Here is a 19,662-nt window from a genome sequence, read left to right on the forward strand (position 1 = left end):
GCGCTCCCGAGGAGCCCCCGTGATCACCACCCCCGCGCGCCCGCGCACCAGCACCCGTCGCGTCGCCGCGGCCGCGACCGTCGGCACCGCGCTCGAGTCGTACGACTTCTACACCTATTCGTACTTCGCCGCATTCTTCGCCGGTCCGTTCTTCTTCTCGGCGCTCGGCGAGGCGGGCGCGCTGCTGGCCTCCTTCGCGACGATCGGCATCGCCTTCGTCGTGCGGCCGATCGGCGCGATCGTCTTCGGCCACCTCGGCGACCGCATCGGCCGCCGCTCCACGCTGCTCATCACGATCGCGCTCATGGGCGTCGCGACCGGCCTCGTCGGCCTGCTGCCGACGGGCGAGGACTGGGTGCTCTTCGGCGCGGTCGCGCTCGTGGTGCTGCGCATCGTGCAGGGCCTCTCGCTCGGCGGCGAGTGGGGCGGCGCGGTGCTGCTCGCCACCGAGCACGCCGACGCCCGCCGCCGACCGTTCTTCGCGTCGCTGCCGCAGCTGGGCTCCCCCATCGGCTCCGTCGCCGCCGGTGGCCTCATGCTCGCGATGTTCTTCGGCCTGGGGCCCGAGGCCATGGCCGCGTGGGGCTGGCGCATCCCGTTCCTCATCGCCATCCCGCTCATCGCCGTCTCGCTCTACCTGCGCTGGTCGATCGACGAGACGCCGGTCTTCAAGGAGCTCGCCGCGAGCGGCCAGCGCGAGAAGAACCCCGTCTGGGCGGCCGTGCGCACCCAGCCCGCGGCCTTCGGCGTCGCCATCCTCGTGGCGCTGCTGGGCATCGGCTCCTACTCGCTCATGAACACGTACACGATGGGCTACGGCGTGACCGCGCTCGGCTTCGACGAGATGCAGCTGCTCACGGCGGCGACCATCGGCGGCCTGCTGCAGTTCGTCACCGTGCCCGCGTTCGGCTGGCTCGCGACGCGCATCGGCTCGGCGCGCGTGGTGGCGCTCGGCGCCATCGGCACGCTGCTCATCGCCTTCCCGATCTACTGGCTGCTCGGCAGCGCGACCTTCGCGGTGCTCGTCGCGCTCATGGTGGTCGGCGGCATCCTGCCGACCGCGTCGTGGGCGGCGCTCGGCGGCACGATGCAGGAGCTGTTCCGCGGCCGCCACGCCTACTCGGCGCTCTCGGTCGCGTACGCGATCGCGGCGGTGCTCTCGGGCTTCATCCCGTCGATCACCGCGTGGCTCGGCACCGCGACCGACAGCGCGTGGTGGCACCCCGGCCTCGTGCTCGCGCTGCTGTCGGCGCTCACGCTCGTCGGTGCGCTCGCGGCCCAGCGGATGCGCCACCTCGGCGACGAGGACGCCGACGCCGCGCAGGCGGTCGTGCGCGAGGAGGCGCCCGCGCCGGTGTGATCCGCGCGCGGCGCGCAGCGCGCGAGTGGGGCGGCTGCGCCCGAGCGGGCACGGCGCGCCGGCCCCGGTCGGGCGCAGCCGCCCCGCTCGGCGGCGCGCGCGGCTCACGCGAGCGAGCGCGCGACCTCCACGGCGCGCGCCGCGTAGCCGCCGCCGAACAGCAGCGTGTGCACGAGCAGCGGCTGCAGCTGCTGCATCGGCACCCGCTCGCGCCAGCCGTCGGCGAGCGGCGCGGCCTCGTCGTAGGCGGCGAGCACCCTCTCGAGCCTCGGCAGGCCGAAGAGCGCGAGCATCGCGAGGTCGGTCTCAGCGTGCCCGCCCTGCGCGTGCGGGTCGATGAGCACCGCGCCGGTGTCGACGTCCGACCACAGCACGTTCCCGCTCCACAGGTCGCCGTGGATGCGCGCGACGGCGCCCGCGCCGGCGGGCTGGGGCGCGTCGAAGGCCCCGGCCGCCATGCGGTCGACCGCCCGCTCCACGACCCGCGCCCCCGACGCATCCAGCCGACCGTGCTCGACGCACCGCTCGAGCACCGGCCGCACCGCGGTCGCGGCCCACGCCGCGCCCCAGGAGCCGGCGACGGGCTCTGGAGCCATCGGCACGCGCGACGAGCCCCACTCGAGCGGCGGCTGGGCCCCGTCCGGCGGGCAGCAGTGCCACGGCGCCCCGGCAGCGTGGAGCGCGGCGAGGCTGCGGCCGAGCGCCTCGGCGCGCGCCGGCGTGGGCGGCGCCTCCGCCACGCGCGCCACGTGCAGCGCGCCGCCGGCGAGGCGCGCCCGCGCGATCCGCGTGCCGCCGGCTGCCTCGGCCTCGGCGAGCCACGCGAGGCCCGCCGCCTCCATGGCGAGCGCGTGCGCCGCGTCGGCGGGAGCGCGCTTCACGACGTCCATCCCGCCAGCCTGGCACGCCCGCCTCGGCTGGAGCCCGGGGAGCGCGCGTAGCGTGGTCGCATGCCCGTCTCGCGCACGCCCGCTCCCCTCTGGCTCTGGATCGTCGCCGCCGCGTGCTTCGCGGGCGCGGCGCTGCTGCAGGAGGACACCCTGGCCCGCACGCTCTTCCTCGTCGCGGCCGGCGCGCTCGCCGTCACGGCGCTCCTGCAGTGGCGGATGCGCCGCGGCCGCTGAGCGGCGGAGCCCGGCACGGGCGGGCCTAGACTGGCCCGAGCAACAACCAGGCATCACGCCGAGACAGCTCTCGGCACCGACGCGATGCCGCGCACATCGAAAGCGAGACGCCATGAGCGCCATGCCCACCACGCCCGGGATCCCGGAGCGCCCCGCCCTCGAAGGCCTCGAGGCCAAGTGGGGCCAGCAGTGGGAGGAGGCCGGCACCTACCGCTTCGACGGCGCCGGGCTCGACCGCGACGCGATCTACTCGATCGACACGCCGCCGCCGACCGCATCCGGCTCCCTGCACGTCGGGCACGTGTTCTCGTACACGCACACCGACCTCATCGCCCGGTTCCAGCGCATGCGCGGCAAGCACGTCTTCTACCCGATGGGCTGGGACGACAACGGCCTCCCCACCGAGCGCCGCGTGCAGAACTACTACGGCGTGCGCGTCGACCCGACGCTCGCCTACGACCCCGACTTCACGCCCCCGCAGGAGGGCGGCGAGGGCAAGAGCTCGAAGGCCGCCGACCAGGTGCCCGTCTCCCGCCGCAACTTCATCGAGCTGTGCGAGCGCCTCACCGAGGAGGACGAGGAGAAGTTCGAGCACCTGTGGCGCACGCTCGGCCTCTCGATCGACTGGTCGCAGACCTACCGCACGATCTCGGACGACGCGCGCCGCACCTCGCAGCTCGCGTTCCTGCGCAACCTCGAGCGCGGCGAGGCGTACCAGGCCGATGCGCCGACCCTGTGGGACGTGACGTTCCGCACCGCCGTGGCCCAGGCCGAGCTCGAGGACCGCGACCAGCCCGGCGCGTACCACACGCTGCTCTTCACGAGCGGCGACGGCGACCTGCGGATCGAGACGAGCCGCCCGGAGCTGCTCCCCTCCTGCGTGGCCGTGGTCGCGCATCCGGACGACGAGCGCTACCAGCACCTCTTCGGCACGACGGTGACGACCCCCGTCTTCGGCGTCGAGGTGCCGTTCGTCGCGCACGAGCTCGCGCAGCAGGCCAAGGGCACGGGCGTCGCGATGATCTGCACCTTCGGCGACGTCACCGACGTCACCTGGTGGCGCGAGCTCGACCTGCCGAACCGCTCGGTGATCGGCTTCGACGGCCGGTTCGCCGCCGAGGCGCCCGAGGCGCTCTCGTCGCCCGAGGCGCAGGCGGCGTACGCCGAGATGGCCGGCAAGACGGTCTTCAGCGCGCGGAAGGCGATCGTCGAGCAGCTGCAGGCCTCGGGCCGCATGATCGGCGACCCCAAGCCCATCCAGCACCCGGTGAAGTTCTACGAGAAGGGCGACAAGCCGCTCGAGATCGTCTCGACCCGCCAGTGGTACATCCGCAACGGCGGCCGCGACGAGCAGCTGCGCGAGCGCCTCGTCGAGCACGGCCGCGAGATCGCCTGGCACCCCGAGCACATGCGCACGCGCTACGAGAACTGGGTGCACGGCCTCAACGGCGACTGGCTCATCTCGCGCCAGCGCTTCTTCGGCGTGCCGATCCCGGTCTGGTACGCGCTCGACGAGGAGGGCCAGACCGACTTCGACCGCGTGCTGCTCCCCCGCCCCGACCAGCTGCCGCTCGACCCGACGAGCGACGTGCCCGATGGCTACGACGCCGCGCAGCGCGGCGTGCCCGGCGGCTTCGTCGGCGAGGTCGACATCATGGACACGTGGGCGACGTCGTCGCTCACCCCGCAGCTCGCGGGCGGCTGGGCCGACGGCGCCGACCGCTGGCAGCAGCTGACGCCGTTCGACCTGCGCCCGCAGGGCCAGGACATCATCCGCACGTGGCTGTTCTCGACGCTGCTGCGCTCGATGTTCGAGGACGGCCGGGCGCCGTGGAAGCACGCCGCGCTCTCGGGCTGGATCCTCGACCCCGACCGCAAGAAGATGTCGAAGTCGAAGGGCAACGTCGTCACGCCGCTCGGCATGCTCGAGGAGCACGGCTCCGACGGCGTGCGCTACTGGGCCGCCTCGTCGCGCCTCGGCGTCGACGCGACGCTCGACCCGCAGAACCCGAAGATGATCAAGATCGGCCGCCGGCTCGCGATGAAGGTGCTGAACGCGGCGCGCTTCGTGCTGTCGATGGAAGGCGAGCCGGGCGAGGTCACCGAGCGGCTCGACCGCGAGATGCTCGCCGAGCTCGCGACGGTCGTGCGCACCGCGACCCGCGCGTTCGAGGGCTACGACCACGCGAAGGCGCTCGAGGCGACCGAGGCGTTCTTCTGGACCTTCTGCGACGACTACCTCGAGCTCGTGAAGGAGCGCGCCTACTCGGGCGACGCGGCCGGGCGCGGCTCGGCCATCGCGGCGCTGCGCCAGGCGATCGACGTGCAGCTGCGGCTGCTCGCGCCGTTCCTGCCGTTCGCGACCGAGGAGGTGTGGTCGTGGTCGCACGACACCTCGATCCACCTCGCACCGTGGCCCGAGGCCGCCGAGGTCGGCGACGGCTCCGGCTCGACCGGCATGCTCGCGACGGTGGGCCAGGCGCTCATCGGCATCCGCCGGGCGAAGACGGATGCGAAGGCGAGCCAGAAGACGCCCGTCGCGTCGGCCGTCGTGGCCGTGCCGGCGGCGCTGCGCGAGCACCTCGAGGCGGCGACCGCCGACCTCAAGGCCGTCGGGCGCATCCGGGAGCTGTCGCTCGTGGAGGCCGACGAGCTCGCGGTCGGCGACATCGTGCTCGAGGAGGCCTGATGCAGATCGGCACCCGCTGGGCCGTGGGCGGCGAGCCGCCCCAGTCGGTGCCGATCGCGATGCGCGCGGCGATCGACGATGAGGAGCGCACGCTCGCCGAGCTGGGCGCCGACACCTCGGGCTGGCGCTGGACCCTCACGTGGCTCGAGGGCGCGCCGGTGGTCGAGCTCGACGACGGCACGACCATCCGGCTCGAGGGCGACGACGCGCTCGTGACGCGCGAGGACTGAGCTCCGAGGCGACGCGGAACGACAACAGGGCCCCAGGCGACTGCCTGGGGCCCTTCTCCTTGCACGGAGGTCTGGGGGCGCTACCGCATGGGGCGCGTGAGGATCTGCGCCATCGCGTAGCTGTCGTTGATGACGGCGATGGGCATGGTGACGGGATGGGCGTCGGGCTTCGGCATGGTGGCTCCTCGGAGGTTGGCTCCCGATCAGTCGATCGGGAAGGCGTTGAACTGGATCTGGATGCGGTGGACGGGCTCGTCGGGGTCGGCCGGCGACGCGGCGGCAGCGGCCGCGAGCCGCTCGCGGATGAGCCGCTCGACGTCGCGCGTGAGGCGCCGCAGCTCCCTCGCCGGCAGGGTCGCCGAGCGTGACGAGACGCGGGCCGCGTCGAGCGTGGGCTCGTCGTAGCGCTCCTCGCCGCCGGCGATGTAGGCGGCCAGCAGCGCGGCGTCGTGCTGCGTCCACGCGCCGAGCACGGTCGCGGTCGCGGCGCGGCCCTCGGGCGCGTCGGCGAGCTCCTTCGTCCAGACCTCGACCTGGTCGATGGCGCGCCGCCACCAGCGCTCGCGCGCCGTGCCGCGGTCGGCGTCCTCGGCGATGTAGCCCTTCGCCTCGAGCTGGCGCAGGTGGTAGCTCGTCGATCCGGTCGACTCGCCGAGCGCGGTCGCGAGCGACGAGGCGGTCTGCGGGCCGCGCGTGGTGAGCACGTGCAGGATGCGCACGCGGAGCGGGTGAGCGAGGGCCTTGAGGGAATCGAGGTCGACGGCCGCCGGGGCCTCGCTCTCGCCGCCGGAACCGTCGACGGCGGCGTCGAGCATGCGTCCAGCATACTCTTTGCAAAGGTCTCTTTGCAAGCGGTGTCAGACAGCTATCGGGCTCATCCGCGAGCGAGGATCCACCCGTGCAGCATGGCCATCCAGCCGTCGTCGTCGTCGGCCCACGCCGACCACGCGGCCGCGATCGCCTCCCGCTCCGACGCATCCGCGAGCCCGTGCCGCTCGGTGCCGTCGGCGAACGCCGAGTGCAGCGCCCGCTCGGCCCACTGCCCGCCCCAGAAGGCGCGGCCGGCGGGCGACTCGAAGCACCAGGTCTCGACATCCGTCTCGACGCTCGCGAAGCCGGCCGCGCGCGCCCACGCCTTGAGCCGCGCGCCCGCGTCGCCGTCGCCGCCGTTCGCGGCCTGCAGCGCGACGACGAGCTCGCGCCAGCGCGCGAGCGGCGGCGTGAGGGGGTGGATGACCGTGGCCGAGTAGACGACGTCGCGTGCGGCGACGAGGTCGCCCGCCGCGCGCCACGCGGCGAGCGCCGCGACCGGGTCGCCGAGGTGCTGCAGCACCTGGTGGGCGTGCACCACGTCGTAGCGCTCCCCCGGCGGGTCGTAGGCGTCGCCGACGAGGAACTCGACGTTCGACACCCCCGCCTGCGCCGCCGCGGCGCGCGCGGTCTCGACCACTTCGGCGCTCATGTCGATGCCGACGACGCGCCCGCGGTCGCCCACGCGCCGCGCGAGGTCGATGCTGATCGAGCCGGGGCCGCAGCCGACGTCGAGGATGCGCATGCCGGGCTCGACGAGCGGCGACAGGTAGGCGGCGGAGTTCGCGACCGTGCGGGCGGCGTGGGCGGCCACGACGCTCGAGTGGTGGCCGTGCGAGTAGACGGCGGGAGCCATGCCCGAGTGTACGTCGGCCCGTCCTCGGGGGCCGGTCGGATGCGCCGCCTAGGGTGGTGCCATGACCAACCCCTTCCTCGCGCCGAGCGCGCTCCCGTACCAGCTGCCGCCGTTCGCCGACATCCGCGACGAGCACTACGAGGAGGCCTTCGAGGCCGGATTCGCCGAGCAGGCTGCCGAGGTGCGCGCGATCGTCGAGCAGGCCGATGCGCCCACGTTCGAGAACACGATGGAGCCGCTCGAGCGCAGCGGCCAGACGCTCTCGCGCGTCGCGCACGTCTTCTGGAGCATGACCTCGACCGACTCGACGCCCTTCCTCGAGGAGCTCGAGGAGCGCTACGCGCCGCGCTTCGCGGCGCACGCCGACTCGATCACCCTCGACCCGCGCCTGTACGCGCGCGTGGCTGCGCTGCACAGTGCTCCGGATGCGTCGTGGACGCCCGAGCAGCGCTACCTCGTCGAGCGCCGCCACACCGAGATGACGGTCGCGGGAGCCGGCCTCGACGACGCGGCCCGCGAGCGCCTCAAGGAGCTCAACCAGCAGATCGCGACGCTCACGACCCGCTTCGACAAGCACCTGCAGGCCGACACCAACGACCTCGCCGTGGTGATCGACGACCCGGCCGAGCTCGACGGGCTGAGCGACGGCGAGCGCTCGGCCGCCGCGGCCGCCGCGGCCGACCGCGGGCTCGAGGGCAAGGCGCTCATCACCCTGCCGCTGTTCTCGGGCCACCCGTGGCTCGCGTCGCTCACGAACCGCGACGTCCGCCGGCGCGTCATGGAGGCATCCCTCGCCCGCGGCACGCGCGGCAACGAGCACGACAACCGCGAGACGGTGCTCGAGCTCACGGGGCTGCGCGCCGAGCGCGCGCAGCTGCTCGGCTTCGCCACGCACGCGCACGCCGTCACCGCCGACGAGACGGCGCGCACCCCCGAGGCGGTGCTCGCGATGCTCACCCGGCTCGCCGCCCCGGCCGCGGCGAACGCGCGCGCCGAGGCCGCCGCCCTGCAGGCGCAGATCGACGCGGCCGGCGAGTCCTACGAGCTCGCCGCCTGGGACTGGGACTACTGGACCGAGAAGGAGCGCACCGCGCGCTTCGACGTCGACACCGCGGCGCTGCGCCCCTACTTCGAGGCCGAGCGCGTGCTGCAGGACGGCGTCTTCCACGCCGCGACGCAGGTCTACGGCGTCACGTTCGAGGAGCGGCACGACCTCGTCGGCTACCACCCCGACGTGCGCGTGTTCGAGGTGCGCAACGACGACGGCAGCGAGGTCGGGCTGTACCTGCTCGACCTGTACACGCGCGACGCGAAGCGCGGCGGCGCGTGGATGAACTCGCTCATCCAGCAGAACGCGCTGCTCGGGCACCCGACCGTCGTGATGAACAACCTCAACGTGCCGAAGCCGCCCGCGGGCACGCCGACGCTCCTCACCTTCGACGAGACGACGACGCTCTTCCACGAGTTCGGCCACGCCCTGCACGGCCTGTTCGCGCAGGTCACGTACCCGTCGCTCGGCGGCACGAACGTCTTCCGCGACTTCGTCGAGTTCCCCAGCCAGGTGAACGAGATGTGGATGCTGTGGCCCGGCATCGTCGAGCACTACGCGCGGCACATCGACACCGGCGAGCCGCTGCCCGCCGACGTCATCGAGCGGCTGCAGGCGTCGGAGACCTTCAACCAGGGGCACGACACGAGCGAGTACCTCGCCGCGGCGCTGCTCGACCAGGCGTGGCACGCGCGCGTCGCCGGCGACACCGTCGTCGACGTGGCCGACTTCGAGCGCGACGCGCTCGACAGCGTCGGGCTGCTGAGCGACACCGTGCCGACCCGCTACTCGACGGGCTACTTCCAGCACGTCTTCTCGGGCGGCTACTCGGCCGGCTACTACTCCTACATCTGGTCGGAGGTGATGGACGCCGACACGGTCGAGTGGTTCAAGCAGCAGCCGTCGATCCGCGAGGCGGGCCAGCGCTTCCGCGACCGGCTGCTCGGCGTGGGCGGCTCGAAGGACCCGCTCGAGGCGTTCCGCGACTTCCGCGGCCGCGACGCCGAGCTGCAGCCGCTGCTCGAGCGCCGCGGGCTGACCGCGGCCTGACCCGCTGCTGGGCCGGGCCCCTATCGGGCCCGGCCCGCCTGCAGCACGAGCCAGATGAAGTACGGGATGCCCACGAGCGCGGTCATCACGCCGGCGGGCAGCTGCGCGGGGGCGATGAGCGTGCGCCCGAGGGTGTCGGCGAGCAGCGTCAGCGTGCCGCCGAGGAGCGCGGCGAGCGGCAGTAGCACCCGGTGGCGGGCGCCGACGATCGCCCGCGCCGCGTGGGGCGCGACGAGGCCGACGAAGGCCACGACGCCGATCGCCGCGACCGCCGTCGAGGCGAGCGCCACCGAGAGCGCGAGCGCCACGACCTGCACCGCCGACAGCCGCACGCCGAGCAGGCGCGGCGTCGCCTCGTCGAGCTGGGCGAGGTCGAGGTCGCGGTGCATCCACACGAGCGCCCCCACGGCCACGACGATCGCCGTCGCGACCGGCAGCACGTCCTCGAAGCCCCGGCCGTAGGTGCTCCCGGCGAGCCACACGATCGCCTTGCCCCGGTTCCAGGGGTCGGTGACGACGATGAGCAGGCTCGTGAGCGCCGCCGTCGCCGCCGAGAGCGCGATGCCGGTCAGCACGAGCCGGAGGCTCCCGAGGCGTCGCCAGCCGACGAGCGCGAGCACGAGGGCTCCCGCGAGCGCGCCGCCGGCCAGCGCGCCCGCGGCCACGAGCCATCCGACCGCCACGGGCACGAGCGTGATCACGCCGACGGCGCCGAGCCCCGCCCCGCCGGCGACGCCGAGCAGGTACGGATCGGCGAGCGCATTGCGTGCGACGGCCTGCACGAGCGCGCCCGAGAGCGCGAGCGCGATGCCGGCGAGCACGGCTGCCGCCACGCGCGGCGTTCGCGTGTCGAGCGTCACCCGCACCGCGTCGCCCGCGCGGCCGGCGAGCCAGTTGGCGACGTCGCCGAGCAGCAGCATGCGGTCGCCGAGCAGCACCGCGCCCACCGTGAGCGCGACGAGCACGAGCGCGGCGACCGCGATCGGCGGCCACCCGCGGCGCGACAGCGTGCGCGCCCCGAGCACCGACATCGACTCGGTCTCGGCCGCGCCCGCGACGGTGCGCGCGAGCACGACGATGCAGACGGCGCCGACGAGGCTCGTGACGACGCCCGTCGGCACGTCGAGCGAGCCGGTGCCGCCGAGCACCGCGCGCAGCAGCACGTCGGCGCCGACGACGAGCACCGCGCCCGCGAGCGCGGCGAGCGGGATCGCGGTGCTGTGGCGCGCGGCGCCGGGGATCCGGGCGACGAGCAGCCGCACCACGATCGGCGCCGCGAGCCCGACGAATCCGATGGGGCCGGCGATCGCGACCGCCGCGGCGGCGAGCGCGACCGAGGCGACGAGCGTGCCGAGCCGCAGGCGGCCGACGCCGACGCCGAGCGTCGTGGCCGCCTCCTCGCCGAGCGCGAGCACGTCGAGCCTGCGGGCGAGCAGCAGCAGCACCGCGATGCCGACGAGCACGACCGGCAGCAGCTGCGCGACCGTGCCGATGCCGTTCTGCGACAGCCGGCCGACGCCCCAGGCGAAGAGCCCCGCGTTCTCCTCCTCGGCGAGGATGATCGCCACCGTCGTCACCGACTGCAGCGCGAGCGCGAGGGCGGTGCCGACGAGCACCATCTGGGTGGTCGAGCCGCGGCCCCGGCCGATCGCGACGACGGCGAGCGCCGCGGCGAGGCCGCCGGCGAAGGCGAGGCCCGCGCCGCCGAGCCCGGGGAGGCTCACCCCCAGCATCGCGGCGATGCCGATCGCCGCGCCCGCCCCGCCGTTCACCGCGAGCGTGTCGGGCGACGCGAGCGGGTTGCCGGTGAGCGTCTGCATCGCGTAGCCCGCGGCGCCGAGCGCGAGCCCGACGACGATCGCGGCGGCGATGCGGGGCAGCCGGCTCTCGACGATCACCGAGGCGTTGCCCTGGTCGCCGCCGAGCCACGCGAGCAGCTCTGCGGCGCCGAGCTGCGTGGTGCCCTGCGTGGCGTGCCAGGCCGAGAGCGCGACGAGTGCGACGAGGAGGGCCGCGCCGAGCGCGAGCCCTCCCGGTCGGACGCGGGTCACGGCGTGGGCGCGAGCGACGCGACGATCGCGTCGAGGTAGGCGGCCATCGAGTCGACGCCGCCGAAGAGCCAGATGCCGTCGGGCAGGCGGTGCACGTTGCCCGCCTGCACGGTGGGCAGGCCCGTCCAGATCTCGTTCGAGGCGAGCTGGTCGCGGAACACGTCGCGCTCGCCCACGGTCATGTAGATGATGTGCGTGTCGTCGCCGAGCGCCGTCAGGCCCTCGACGTCGGTGGCGCCGAGCCCGTACTGCGGGTCGCCCTCGCCGGGCCAGCCGTTGACGAAGCCCGCCTCCTCGAACACGGCCGGCAGCAGCGCGCCGTCGGCGTAGGGGCGGATCTCGACCTGGCCGCCCGTCTCGTAGCCGTCCATGTGCGCGAGCGACGTGCCCGCGAGGCCCGCCTCCTCGACCTCGGCGGCCACGTCGGCGACGTGCGCCTCGAAGTCGGCGATCGCCGACTCGGCAGCCTCGAGCCCGCCGGTGGCCTCGCCGACGAGGCGCAGGTCGTCGAGCATCGTCTCGAGCGGCGCGGATGCGTCGGCGCCCTGGAGGACGAGCACGGGCGCGATGGCCTCGAGGTCGGCGTAGGCCGCGTCGTCACGGCCCGCGACGGCGACGATCAGGTCGGGCGCGAGGCCCGCGATCGCGTCGATCGACGGCTCCGTGCGCGTGCCGACGTCGGCGGGCTCGCCCTCGAGCGGCGCGCCGACCCCGGCCCAGTCCTCGTAGCCGGCGACGTCGGCGACGCCCACCGGCTCGATGCCCACGGTCTGCAGGTGCTCGACGGCGACCCACTCGAGCGCGACGACGTCCTCGACGCCGGCGGGGATCTCGACGGCCTCGCCGCGCGCATCCGTCACCGTCACCGCGGAGGCCTCCGGCTCGGCCGGGGTCGTCTCGGCGGCGGGCTCGGTCGTGCCGCACGCGGCGAGCGTGAGCGCCGTGAGCGCTGCCGCGCCGGCGAGCAGCGATCGGGACAGCGGGGTTCGCTGGGACATGGGGATCCTTCCTCGGGCGCACGGCCCGACGGGGTGGGGGGTCACGCGGCGCGCGACACGACCGGCCGACGGCGGAGCCGCTGCGGCCGGATGCGGAGGCCGTCGGACGACGGCTCGACATCGATGGGCACCTCGTAGGCGGCGCTCAGCCGCTCGGCGGTGAGGACCTCCTCGGGCGTGCCGGCCGCGACGATGCGGCCGTGCACGAGCAGGACGACCTCGTCGGCGACCTCGGCCGCCTGCTCGAGGTCGTGCAGCACGATGCCGACGGCGACCCCGTCGTCGGCGAGGTCGCGGACGATCTCGAGGATCTCGCGCTGGTAGCGCACGTCGAGGAAGGTCGTGGGCTCGTCGAGCAGCACGATGCCGGTCTCCTGCGCGAGGCACGTGGCGAGCCAGACGCGCTGGCGCTGGCCGCCGGAGAGCTGCGAGACCGGCTGCTCGGCGAGCTCGGCGATGCCGGTCGCGGCCATCGCGCGGGCGATCACGTCGTCGCCGCGCGGGTCGCCGCCGCGGAAGCGGCCGCGGTGCGCGAACCGGCCGTAGGCGACGACCTCGCGCACGCGCACGCCCGACGGGTCGGGGTGCGACTGGGCGAGCAGCGCGATGCGGCGGGCGAGCTCCCGCTCCCCCAGCGACGCGGCGTCGGCCCCGTCGGCGAAGACGACGGCCCCCTCGCTCGGGCGGTGCAGCGCCGTGAGGCCGCGCAGCAGCGTCGACTTGCCGCTGCCGTTCGGGCCGACGAGGGCCGTGACGCATCCGGGCGCGAGCGCGATGGAGGCGCGGTGGACGATCTCGTCGCGCCCGTAGGCGAGGCTCACGTCGGTGCCGCGCAGGGCGTCCGGCTCCGGGAAGGTCACGAGGTAAGGATAGCCTTACCTCACCCCCGGAGGCAATTCCGTCGGCGCTAGGCGGAGAGCTCCTGGATGTCGTCGGCGGTGAGGATGATCGGCTGCTCGGTGCCGGCCACCGACTCCTTCGTCACGATCACGCGCTCGACGCCCTCCTTCGAGGGCACCTCGAACATGACCGGCGCGAGCACCGTCTCGAGGATGGATCGCAGGCCGCGCGCACCCGTCTTGCGGTCGACCGCGAGGTCGGCGATCGCCTGCAGCGCCTCGGGCTCGAAGTCGAGCTTCACGCCGTCGATCTCGAAGATGCGCTGGTACTGCTTGACGAGCGCGTTGCGCGGCTCGCTCAGGATCTCGACGAGCGCAGCCTGGTCGAGCGGCGACACCGTCGCGATCACCGGCAGGCGCCCGATGAACTCGGGGATGAGCCCGAACTTGTGGAGGTCCTCGGGCAGCACGTCCTGGTAGACGTTGAGGTCGGGCTTCAGCGACGACACCGGGGCGCCGAAGCCGATCCCGCGCTTGCCGGAGCGGTTGGCGATGATGTCCTCGAGGCCCGCGAACGCGCCGGCGACGATGAACAGCACGTTCGACGTGTCGATCTGGATGAACTCGGAGTTCGGGTGCTTGCGGCCGCCCTGGGGCGGCACCGAGGCGACCGTGCCCTCGATGATCTTCAGCAGCGCCTGCTGCACGCCCTCGCCCGAGACGTCGCGCGTGATCGACGGGTTCTCGGCCTTGCGGGCCACCTTGTCGATCTCGTCGATGAAGACGATGCCCGTCTCGGCCCGCTTGACGTCGTAGTCGGCGGCCTGGATGAGCTTCAGCAGGATGTTCTCGACGTCCTCGCCGACGTAGCCGGCCTCGGTGAGGGCTGTCGCGTCGGCGACGGCGAACGGCACGTTGAGCTGCTTCGCGAGCGTCGCCGCGAGGTAGGACTTGCCGCAGCCCGTCGGGCCGACCATCAGGATGTTCGACTTCTGGATCTCGACGGCGTCGCCCGCGGCGTCGGCCGAGGCCAGCTGCTGCGCGGCGGCGATGCGCTTGTAGTGGTTGTAGACGGCGACCGAGAGCGACTGCTTCGCGCTCTCCTGGCCGACGACGTACTCCTCGAGGAACGCGAAGATCTCGCGCGGCTTCGGCAGCGTGAACCCCTCGTGCTCGCTCGCCTCGCCCGCCTCGGCGGCGCGCTCCTCGATGATCTCGTTGCACAGCTCGACGCACTCGTCGCAGATGTACACCGCAGGGCCGGCGATCAGCTGCTGCACCTGCTTCTGGCTCTTGCCGCAGAAGGAGCACTTCAGCAGGTCGCCGCTCTCTCCGAGTCGGGCCATCTCGCTCTCACCATCCTCTGGGGCGCAGGCCGCGCCCGTGCATGAAGCCTAGACGAGGGCGGTGACAGCGCGACCGACCACGCCGCCCGCGCGCAGATCCGGACCGTAGGCTGGAGGCATGCATGCCGCCATCGCCGCGCTCGCGGCCGTCCTCCTCCTGCCCGCCCACGCATCCGTCATCGGGTCGACGCCCGCCGACGGCGACACCCTGACCGCGCAGCCGGGCACGTTCAGCGTCGTCATGAACGAGGAGATCCTCGCGCTCGAGGGCGCCGACGGCGGCAACGCGATGCAGCTGACCGACGCCGAGGGCCGCTTCTACGGCGACGGCTGCCTCGCCGTCGACGGCGACACGCTCTCGCTCGACGCCGAGCTCGGCGAGGCGGGCGACTACACGCTCACCTACCAGATCGTCTCGGCCGACGGCCACCCGGTCGACGGCACCGTCGCGTTCGCGTTCGAGCCCGAAACCGGCGCCGAGGGCACCCCCGGCGCCGAGACCGCGCCGGTGTGCGGGGAGGCCGCCGCCGAGGAGACCCCCGCGGCGACGGAGCCCGCCGAGCCCGAGGCGACCTCCGACGCCCCGGCCGCCACCGCATCCGCCGACCAGGGCACGGGCACTGAGGAGCCGGCCGAGGCGGAGGGCCAGTTCCCGTTCGTCGCGATCGGCATCCTCGCGGTGCTCGGCGTGCTCGCGGTGATCGCGTACACGATCAACCGCGGCTCGCGCACCCGACGCGACCGCGCCTGACGCACGGCGAAGGCCCGGCACCTCGAGGGGCGCCGGGCCTTCGTCTCGCGCGCTGCTCAGCCGAGCAGCTGCGGCGCCGTCTTGCGGCTCGTGAGCACCTGGTCGATGAGGCCGTACTCCAGCGCCTCCTCGGCCGAGAGGAAGGTGTCGCGCTCGATGTCCTTCGACACCTGCTCGACCTCCTTCTTCGAGTGCTTCGACAGCGTCTCCTCGAGCCAGCCGCGCATGCGCAGCACCTCGCGCGCCTGGATCTCGATGTCGGATGCCTGGCCGCGGCCGGCGTCGGACGTCGCCGGCTGGTGGATGAGGATGCGGGCGTTCGGCAGCGCGAGGCGCTTGCCGGGCTCGCCGGCGGCGAGCAGCACGGCCGCGGCGGACGCCGCCTGGCCGAGGCACACCGTCTGCACCGCGGGCCGGATGTACTGCATCGTGTCGTAGATCGCCGTCATGGCCGTGAACGAGCCGCCGGGCGAGTTGATGTACATGACGATGTCGCGATCCGGGTCCTGCGACTCGAGCACGAGCAGCTGGGCCATGATGTCGTCGGCCGACGCGTCGTCGACCTGCACGCCGAGGAAGATGATGCGGTCCTCGAAGAGCTTCGCGTACGGGTCCTGGCGCTTGAAGCCGTAGGCCGTGCGCTCCTCGAAGCTCGGCAGGATGTAGCGCGAGCCGGGCATCTGGAGGGCGCTGCCGCCCGCCTGGAACGTGGGAGTCTCCATCAGTTGCCACCCTCCTGGCCGGTGCTGTCGTCGAGGGCGGAGTGGCCGTCCTCCTGGTCGGTGCCGCCGCCGCCGGTGACGTCGACCGCCGACTCGCGCACGTGGTCGACGAACCCGTACTCGAGCGCCTGCTGCGCCGTGAACCAGCGGTCGCGGTCGCCGTCGGCGTTGACCTGCTCGACGCTCTTGCCGGTGCGCTCGGCGGTGATCTCGGCGAGGCGCTTCTTCATGTCGAGGATGAGCTGCGCCTGCGTCTGGATGTCGCTCGAGGTGCCGCCGAAGCCGCCGTGGGGCTGGTGCAGCAGCACGCGCGCGTTGGGCGTGATGTAGCGCTTGCCGGCGGTGCCGGCGGTCAGCAGCAGCTGGCCCATCGACGCGGCCATGCCGATGCCGACGGTGACGATGTCGTTCGGCACGAACTGCATGGTGTCGTAGATCGCCATGCCGGCCGTGATCGAGCCGCCGGGCGAGTTGATGTAGAGGTAGATGTCCTTGTTCTGGTCCTCCGCGGCGAGCAGCAGGATCTTGGCGCAGATCTCGTTCGCGTTCTCGTCGCGCACCTCCTCGCCGAGCCAGATGATGCGATCGCGCAGCAGTCGGTCGAAGACCGAAGGCGCGAAGACGGGTTCAGCCACAGGTGACTCCTTCTCTCGGTTCGCTCCAACCCTAGGCGAGCGGCGCGGCGCGCTCGGCCGTGTTCGCCGCAGGCGGAGGCATGCGGAAGGGGCCGGGCTCGCGCCCGGCCCCTTCGCGTGGGATCAGTCCTCGGCGTGCTGCTTCGCGAGGTTCGCCTCCGCCTCGCGGATGGCGCCCTCGATGTCGTCCTCGTCGGCCTCCGCCTTCGGCAGGAAGTCCGACAGGTCGACCGTCTCGCCCTTGTCGTCGACGACCGTGACGCGGCCGAGCAGGGTCGAGAGGGTCTTGCCGCGGAGGATGTCGCCGAGCAGCACCGGCAGCTGGCCGTTGGCCTCGAGCGCCTGGACGAGCTCCTGCGGAGCCATGCCGTACTGCGCCGCCTGCTGCACGATGATCTGCGTGAGCTCCTGCTGCGTGACCTGCAGGTCCTCCTCCTCGGCGAAGCGGTCGAAGAGCATCTGCTGCTTGAGCAGCTTCTGCGTCTCCTGGCGCACCTCCTCGCCGTGCTCGGCGTCCTCGGAGCGGTTCTCGGCCTCGAGGTGGCGGGCCACCTCGTCCTCGACGACCTGCGACGGGACCTCGATCTCGACGGCCTCGATGAGCTCGTCCTGCAGGCGCTGGCGCGCCTGCTCGGCCTGGCCGAGGCGGCTCGAGCGGCCCGCCTGCTCGCGCAGGTCGGCCTTCAGCTCGTCGATGGTGTCGAACTGGCTCGCCATCTGGGCGAAGTCGTCGTCAGCCTCGGGCAGCTCGCGCTCCTTGACGGCCTGCACGGTGACGCTCACCTCGGCGTCCTTGCCGGCGTGGTCGCCGCCGACCAGGGTCGACGTGAAGGTCGTCTCCTCGCCCGCGGTGAGCGACTCGACGGCCTCGTCGATGCCGTCGATGAGCTCGCCCGAGCCGACCTCGTAGGAGATGCCGCTCGCCGTGTCGACGGGCTCGCCGTCGATCGAGGCGGTGAGGTCGAGCGTGACGAAGTCGCCCTTCGCGGCCGGGCGGTCGACGGTCACGAGCGTGCCGAAGCGGGCGCGCAGCTCGTCGAGCTCCTTCTGGACGGCGTCGTCGCCGACCTCGATGGCGTCGACGGTGATCGTGCGGCCCTCGACCTCGGGGAGGTCGAAGTCGGGACGGACGTCGACCTCGATCTCGAGCACGAGGTCGCCCGAGAAGTCCTTCACCTCGGGCCACGCGGTCACGTCGGCCTGCGGGCGGCCGAGCGGGCGGATGCCGGCCTCGGCGACGCCCTGGCGGTAGAACTCGTCGATCGACTGCGACACGGCCTGGTTGAGGATCTCCTCGCGGCCGACGCGCTGGTCGATGATCGCCGCAGGCACCTTGCCCTTGCGGAAGCCGGGCACGCTGATCTGCTCGGCGACGGTCTTGTACGCCTGGTCGATCGCGGGACGCAGCTCCTGGGGCTCGACGGCGATGGTGAGCTTCGTGCGCGTGTTCTCGATCTTCTCGACCGTGGTCTTCACGAGGGGGTCTCCTGAGGTTGATGGTGGTCGGGCCTGTGCGGCGCGGGCCCTGGGCCGCGCTGGCGCGCCAGATCCGCCGCGAGAGGGCGGACCACCGCCCGAGTCTACCGGCCCGTGCGCCCGCATCCCCAATCCGTCCGGGCCGCGGCTGCGAACCACCGGCATGACCTCCCTCGCCCTCGCGCCTCGGCCTGCAATACTCAGGCCGATGGCGCGCGCGCACGTGCGCCGCGTGCACGTGGAGAGGGGACCTGTGGAGATCGACGTCGAGGAGTGCCTCGTGCGCGCCGCCGACGGCGACCAGCGCGCGTTCGCCGCGCTCTACGACGCGACCGCTCCGCGCGTGTTCGGCCTCGTGCTGCGCATCCTGGTCGACCGCGCGCAGGCCGAGGAGGTCGCGCAGGAGGTCTTCCTCGAGGCGTGGCGGCAGGCGAAGCGCTTCGACCCGAGCCGCGGCGCCGCCATCAGCTGGCTGCTGCAGATCGCGCACGCGCGCGCGGTCGACCGCGTGCGCTCCTCGCAGGCGCAGCGCGACCGCGACGCGCGCATCGGGATCCGCGACACCGCGGTGCCGGTCGACGTCGTCGCCGAACAGGCCGAGGTCTCGCTCGACGCCGCCAGGGCGCGCAGCGCGCTCGGGCAGCTGAGCGACGCCCAGCGCGAGGCGATCGAGCTCGCCTACTTCGACGGGCTCACGCAGACCGAGATCGCCGAGCGCCTGGGGGCGCCGCTCGGCACGGTGAAGACGCGGATGCGCGACGGGCTCACACGCCTGCGCGGCATCCTGGGGGTGACGACATGAGCGACGACCGCCGGTCCGTCGACGACCTGGCCGCGGCGTACGCGCTCGACGCGCTGACGCCCGAGGAGCGCGCGCGCTTCGAGGCGGAGGCCTCGCCCGAGGCGCGTGCCGAGGCCGCGGCGCTCGCAGACACCGCCACGCTGCTCGGCGGCGACCAGGCCGCTCCCCCGCCGAGCCTCCGCGCGAGCGTGCTCGACGCCATCGCGCGCGAGCCGCAGCTGCCCGCGACGGACGACGCGCCTCGCGCCGCAGCTCCCGCAGCCCCGCTCGCCGCGCGCTCCGACGCGACCGGCACCGACGCATCCGGATCCGGCCTCGGCGCCTCCGCCCCGGCCGCAGCCCCGGCAGGCGACGCCGGCCGCCGGCTCGGACCGGCCGAGCGGCGCGCCCGCGCGCGCTGGCAGCCGATGCGCGTGCTCGGCGCGGTCGCCGCGAGCGCCGCGCTGCTCGTCGGCGGCATCGCCATCGGCACGCAGCTCGGCGACGACCCGCGGCAGGAGGCGCTCGGTGCCGTCGTGAGCGCGTCCGACGCGCAGCGCAGCGAGGTCGAGCTGGCCGACGGCACCGTCGCGACGGTGATCTGGTCGGCCGAGCAGGGCCAGTCGGCGATCCTCTTCGAGGGCCTGGGCGCCGCGCCCGAGGGCCGCACCTACCAGGCCTGGTACATCGACGCCGCGGGCCCGCACGACGCGGGCGTCTTCGACTCCGAGGGCGACTCCACCGCGATCGTGCTCGAGGGCGAGCTCTCGGCCGGCGCCGTCGTCGGCGTCACGGTCGAGCCGGCCGGCGGCTCCGAGGCGCCCACCACCGATCCGATCCTCGTCGTCGAGACCTGACGCATCCGCCGCCCGTGTCGGCGGCGGATGCGCGGGGCC

At 73.7% G+C, this 19,662-nt stretch carries 18 protein-coding genes; 8 read left to right on the forward strand and 10 right to left on the reverse strand.

Annotated elements, in window-relative coordinates; genetic code table 11:
* Nucleotides 1–19: 19 nt before the first annotated feature.
* The gene (locus tag J2X49_RS10230; protein WP_310125686.1) at nt 20–1,360 is read left to right on the forward strand and encodes an MFS transporter; all 1,341 of its coding nucleotides are present in this window, start codon (nt 20–22) and stop codon (nt 1,358–1,360) included.
* Nucleotides 1,361–1,464: 104 nt separating this feature from the next.
* On the opposite strand, the gene J2X49_RS10235 is transcribed toward J2X49_RS10230, so the two are convergent.
* On the reverse strand, nt 1,465–2,250 hold the full coding sequence (locus J2X49_RS10235; protein WP_310125687.1) for a fructosamine kinase family protein: 786 nt from the start codon (nt 2,248–2,250) through the stop codon (nt 1,465–1,467).
* A gap of 60 nt (nt 2,251–2,310) precedes the next feature.
* Here J2X49_RS10235 and J2X49_RS10240 point away from each other — a divergent pair, with 60 nt between their 5' ends.
* From J2X49_RS10240 to J2X49_RS10250, 3 genes are all read left to right on the forward strand, one after another.
* The gene (locus J2X49_RS10240) at nt 2,311–2,484 is read left to right on the forward strand and encodes a hypothetical protein (RefSeq protein WP_310125689.1); all 174 of its coding nucleotides are present in this window, start codon (nt 2,311–2,313) and stop codon (nt 2,482–2,484) included.
* Nucleotides 2,485–2,596: 112 nt separating this feature from the next.
* The gene (valS, locus tag J2X49_RS10245; protein ID WP_396131233.1) at nt 2,597–5,173 is read left to right on the forward strand and encodes a valine--tRNA ligase; all 2,577 of its coding nucleotides are present in this window, start codon (nt 2,597–2,599) and stop codon (nt 5,171–5,173) included.
* Entirely contained in the window at nt 5,173–5,403 is a 231-nt protein-coding gene (locus J2X49_RS10250) for a hypothetical protein (protein WP_128190574.1), read from the forward strand. The genes valS and J2X49_RS10250 overlap by 1 nt, the downstream gene beginning before the upstream one ends.
* A 203-nt stretch (nt 5,404–5,606) precedes the next feature.
* Here the strand turns inward: J2X49_RS10250 and J2X49_RS10255 are convergent, their stop codons facing one another.
* On the reverse strand, nt 5,607–6,218 hold the full coding sequence (locus J2X49_RS10255; protein ID WP_310125693.1) for a winged helix-turn-helix domain-containing protein: 612 nt from the start codon (nt 6,216–6,218) through the stop codon (nt 5,607–5,609).
* Between the two features lie 59 nt (nt 6,219–6,277).
* Nucleotides 6,278–7,069 carry a class I SAM-dependent methyltransferase gene (locus J2X49_RS10260; protein WP_310125695.1) on the reverse strand — a complete coding sequence of 264 codons (792 nt, stop codon included), beginning with the start codon at nt 7,067–7,069 and terminating at the stop codon, nt 6,278–6,280.
* 61 nt (nt 7,070–7,130) lie between these two features.
* On the opposite strand from J2X49_RS10260, the gene J2X49_RS10265 reads away from it, so the two are divergent.
* Entirely contained in the window at nt 7,131–9,167 is a 2,037-nt protein-coding gene (locus J2X49_RS10265; RefSeq protein ID WP_310125699.1) for a M3 family metallopeptidase, read from the forward strand.
* Nucleotides 9,168–9,187: 20 nt separating this feature from the next.
* Here J2X49_RS10265 and J2X49_RS10270 read toward each other — a convergent pair whose 3' ends face one another.
* Genes J2X49_RS10270 through clpX form a run of 4 tightly spaced genes read right to left on the reverse strand, consistent with a single transcriptional unit; the run spans nt 9,188 to nt 14,401 of the window.
* Nucleotides 9,188–11,218 carry an iron ABC transporter permease gene (locus tag J2X49_RS10270; protein ID WP_310125703.1) on the reverse strand — a complete coding sequence of 677 codons (2,031 nt, stop codon included), beginning with the start codon at nt 11,216–11,218 and terminating at the stop codon, nt 9,188–9,190.
* Entirely contained in the window at nt 11,215–12,216 is a 1,002-nt protein-coding gene (locus tag J2X49_RS10275; protein WP_310125705.1) for an iron-siderophore ABC transporter substrate-binding protein, read from the reverse strand. Before J2X49_RS10275 ends, J2X49_RS10270 begins: the two co-directional genes overlap by 4 nt.
* Nucleotides 12,217–12,257: 41 nt before the next feature.
* A complete protein-coding gene (locus J2X49_RS10280) occupies nt 12,258–13,076 on the reverse strand; it encodes an ABC transporter ATP-binding protein (protein WP_310125707.1) in 819 nt (272 codons plus the stop codon).
* A gap of 47 nt (nt 13,077–13,123) precedes the next feature.
* On the reverse strand, nt 13,124–14,401 hold the full coding sequence (clpX, locus tag J2X49_RS10285; protein ID WP_310125710.1) for an ATP-dependent Clp protease ATP-binding subunit ClpX: 1,278 nt from the start codon (nt 14,399–14,401) through the stop codon (nt 13,124–13,126).
* 118 nt (nt 14,402–14,519) lie between these two features.
* On the opposite strand from clpX, the gene J2X49_RS10290 reads away from it, so the two are divergent.
* On the forward strand, nt 14,520–15,152 hold the full coding sequence (locus J2X49_RS10290) for a copper resistance protein CopC (protein ID WP_310125713.1): 633 nt from the start codon (nt 14,520–14,522) through the stop codon (nt 15,150–15,152).
* Between the two features lie 56 nt (nt 15,153–15,208).
* Here the strand turns inward: J2X49_RS10290 and J2X49_RS10295 are convergent, their stop codons facing one another.
* The 3 genes from J2X49_RS10295 to tig form a co-directional block, all read right to left on the reverse strand.
* On the reverse strand, nt 15,209–15,874 hold the full coding sequence (locus J2X49_RS10295) for an ATP-dependent Clp protease proteolytic subunit (protein ID WP_146357513.1): 666 nt from the start codon (nt 15,872–15,874) through the stop codon (nt 15,209–15,211).
* Nucleotides 15,874–16,509 (reverse strand): ATP-dependent Clp protease proteolytic subunit, encoded by a 636-nt coding sequence (locus tag J2X49_RS10300; protein ID WP_310125717.1) that lies wholly within the window; start codon nt 16,507–16,509, stop codon nt 15,874–15,876. Before J2X49_RS10300 ends, J2X49_RS10295 begins: the two co-directional genes overlap by 1 nt.
* A gap of 123 nt (nt 16,510–16,632) precedes the next feature.
* Nucleotides 16,633–17,985, reverse strand: a complete 1,353-nt coding sequence (gene tig / locus J2X49_RS10305; protein WP_310125720.1) for a trigger factor — start codon at nt 17,983–17,985, stop codon at nt 16,633–16,635.
* Between the two features lie 208 nt (nt 17,986–18,193).
* Between tig and sigK the strand changes: the two genes are divergently transcribed.
* Together sigK and J2X49_RS10315 are read left to right on the forward strand one after the other, a co-directional pair.
* A complete protein-coding gene (sigK, locus tag J2X49_RS10310; RefSeq protein ID WP_310125725.1) occupies nt 18,194–18,787 on the forward strand; it encodes an ECF RNA polymerase sigma factor SigK in 594 nt (197 codons plus the stop codon).
* Nucleotides 18,784–19,623 carry an anti-sigma factor gene (locus J2X49_RS10315; RefSeq protein WP_310125726.1) on the forward strand — a complete coding sequence of 280 codons (840 nt, stop codon included), beginning with the start codon at nt 18,784–18,786 and terminating at the stop codon, nt 19,621–19,623. The genes sigK and J2X49_RS10315 overlap by 4 nt, the downstream gene beginning before the upstream one ends.
* The last annotated feature ends 39 nt before the right edge of the window (nt 19,624–19,662 follow it).

The organism is Agrococcus sp. BE272, assembly GCF_031457935.1.
In the GTDB taxonomy this organism is placed as follows: Bacteria; Actinomycetota; Actinomycetes; order Actinomycetales; family Microbacteriaceae; genus Agrococcus; species Agrococcus sediminis.

Excerpts from the sequence above, each read along its gene's own strand:
- J2X49_RS10235 (WP_310125687.1), bottom strand. The coding sequence starts at position 2,250 with ATGGACGTCGTGAAGCGCGCTCCCGCCGACGCGGCGCACGCGCTCGCC.
- J2X49_RS10240 (WP_310125689.1), top strand. The coding sequence starts at position 2,311 with ATGCCCGTCTCGCGCACGCCCGCTCCCCTCTGGCTCTGGATCGTCGCC.
- valS (WP_396131233.1), top strand. The coding sequence starts at position 2,597 with ATGAGCGCCATGCCCACCACGCCCGGGATCCCGGAGCGCCCCGCCCTC.
- J2X49_RS10250 (WP_128190574.1), top strand. The coding sequence starts at position 5,173 with ATGCAGATCGGCACCCGCTGGGCCGTGGGCGGCGAGCCGCCCCAGTCG.
- J2X49_RS10255 (WP_310125693.1), bottom strand. The coding sequence starts at position 6,218 with ATGCTCGACGCCGCCGTCGACGGTTCCGGCGGCGAGAGCGAGGCCCCG.
- J2X49_RS10260 (WP_310125695.1), bottom strand. The coding sequence starts at position 7,069 with ATGGCTCCCGCCGTCTACTCGCACGGCCACCACTCGAGCGTCGTGGCC.
- J2X49_RS10265 (WP_310125699.1), top strand. The coding sequence starts at position 7,131 with ATGACCAACCCCTTCCTCGCGCCGAGCGCGCTCCCGTACCAGCTGCCG.
- J2X49_RS10275 (WP_310125705.1), bottom strand. The coding sequence starts at position 12,216 with ATGTCCCAGCGAACCCCGCTGTCCCGATCGCTGCTCGCCGGCGCGGCA.
- clpX (WP_310125710.1), bottom strand. The coding sequence starts at position 14,401 with ATGGCCCGACTCGGAGAGAGCGGCGACCTGCTGAAGTGCTCCTTCTGC.
- J2X49_RS10290 (WP_310125713.1), top strand. The coding sequence starts at position 14,520 with ATGCATGCCGCCATCGCCGCGCTCGCGGCCGTCCTCCTCCTGCCCGCC.
- J2X49_RS10295 (WP_146357513.1), bottom strand. The coding sequence starts at position 15,874 with ATGGAGACTCCCACGTTCCAGGCGGGCGGCAGCGCCCTCCAGATGCCC.
- sigK (WP_310125725.1), top strand. The coding sequence starts at position 18,194 with ATGGCGCGCGCGCACGTGCGCCGCGTGCACGTGGAGAGGGGACCTGTG.
- J2X49_RS10315 (WP_310125726.1), top strand. The coding sequence starts at position 18,784 with ATGAGCGACGACCGCCGGTCCGTCGACGACCTGGCCGCGGCGTACGCG.